The organism is Actinoplanes sp. NPDC051633, assembly GCF_040681735.1.
Classification (GTDB): Bacteria; Actinomycetota; Actinomycetes; order Mycobacteriales; family Micromonosporaceae; genus Actinoplanes.
In genome coordinates this window covers 1-1,599 of record NZ_JBFAZH010001496.1, presented here as the reverse complement: position 1 = coordinate 1,599, position 1,599 = coordinate 1, and the positions used below count along the sequence as shown (strand labels likewise).

Sequence of the window (1,599 nt, the reverse complement as noted above, 5' to 3'; positions counted from 1 at the left end):
TGATCTGGGAGAGCGACCCCAACCGTTCCCGGACCACCTGCGCGGGTGCGGGCACAGATACTTGGCGGTAACAAGTCGTGCGGCCGAACGTGAATGGATTTAACATTCACTTGTCTCGATACCGAGGAGGTCGCCGTGCCGCGCTTGCTGACCGTTCTGACAGCTTTTCTACTAGTGTTCGCGCCACCCACGCCGGCCGGTGCCGCGGACGGCTACCGGGTCGGCGTGGGGATCGCGGACGTCACCGGTGAGGCCGCCGAGGTGGGCATGCTCGGGTATGCGGACCCGGCGCAGACCACCGCCGGGATCGCGTCCCGCCAGTGGGCACGGGCCTTCGTGGTGGCGGACGGCTCGAAACGGGTGGCGTTCGTCAGCACCGAGGTGGACTTCATCACCCAGGCCGTCCAGGTCGAGGTGCTGCGCCGGCTGCAGGCGCGCCTGCCCGGCGCGTACACGAATCAGAATCTGGTCCTGACCGCGACGCACACCCACTCCGGGCCGGGCGGGTTCTCCGAATACACCCTGTGGAACCTCACCACCCTCGGCTTCGAGGCGCCGGTCTTCGAGGCCCTCGTGTCGGGCATCGTCCGGGCCGTCGCCGCCGCCGAGGCGAGTGCGAAGCCGGGCAAGGTCAAGTTCGCCGAGGGTACGCTCACCGGCGCGAACGTGAACCGCTCGCTCGAGGCCTACAACCTCAATCCCGCCGCCGACAGGGCGAAGTTCCCCGGCGCGGTCGACCGCCGGATGACCGTGCTGCGCTTCGAGCAGGGCGGCGCCCCGGTCGGCATGCTGTCGTTCTTCGCCACCCACGGCACCTCGATGACCCAGACCAACCATCTGATCAGCGCCGACAACAAGGGCTACGCGGCACACCTCATCGAGCACGACGTGCACGGCGTCGAGTGGGCGGAGCGCGGCGGGTTCGTGGCGGCGTTCGCGCAGACCTCGGCCGGGGACATGTCGCCCAACCTGCGGGGCGGCGGCGCGCAGGGCCCGACCGACGACGAGTTCGAGAACACCCGCATCATCGGCCGGCTCCAGGCCGAGAAGGCTCGGCAGCTGTTCGACAACGTCACCGAGGAGCTCTCCGGGCCGCTCGACTCGCGCGGCCGCTACGTCGACTTCTCCGGCGTGGACGTCGCGCCGCAGTACACCCCCGACGGCCGGCCGCACCGCACCTGCCCGGGCGCGCTCGGCCAGAACTTCACCGCCGGCGCCGAGGACGGCCCCGGCCCGCCGATCGTCGAGGAGGGCGACCTCTCCACCAACCCGCTGCTGCTCTTCGCGGGCATCGTGGTCAACCCGACCCCGCTGCCGGTACGCCAGTGCCAGGCGCCCAAGCAGGTATTTCTCGGCACCGGCAGCCAGAATCCACCGTGGACGCCGCAGGTGATGCCGCTGCAGGTGCTGCGCATCGGGCAGCTGGCGATCAGCACCGCGCCGGGCGAGTTCACCATCGTCTCCGGGCAGCGCGTGATCGACGCGGTGCGGGCCCAGCTGCCGGTCGAGCACGTGATGCTGACCGGATACGCCAACGCGTACGCCGGGTATGTGGCCACGCCGGAGGAGTACGACGCGCAGAACTACGAGGGCGCCGCG

General features: G+C 70.2%; 1 protein-coding gene. It reads left to right on the top strand.

Features of this window, described 5'->3' with window-relative positions; translation table 11 throughout:
* Positions 1-135: 135 nt before the first annotated feature.
* On the top strand, positions 136-1,599 hold a 1,464-nt coding region (locus AB0M20_RS42460), incomplete at its 3' end, for a neutral/alkaline non-lysosomal ceramidase N-terminal domain-containing protein (RefSeq protein WP_364307074.1).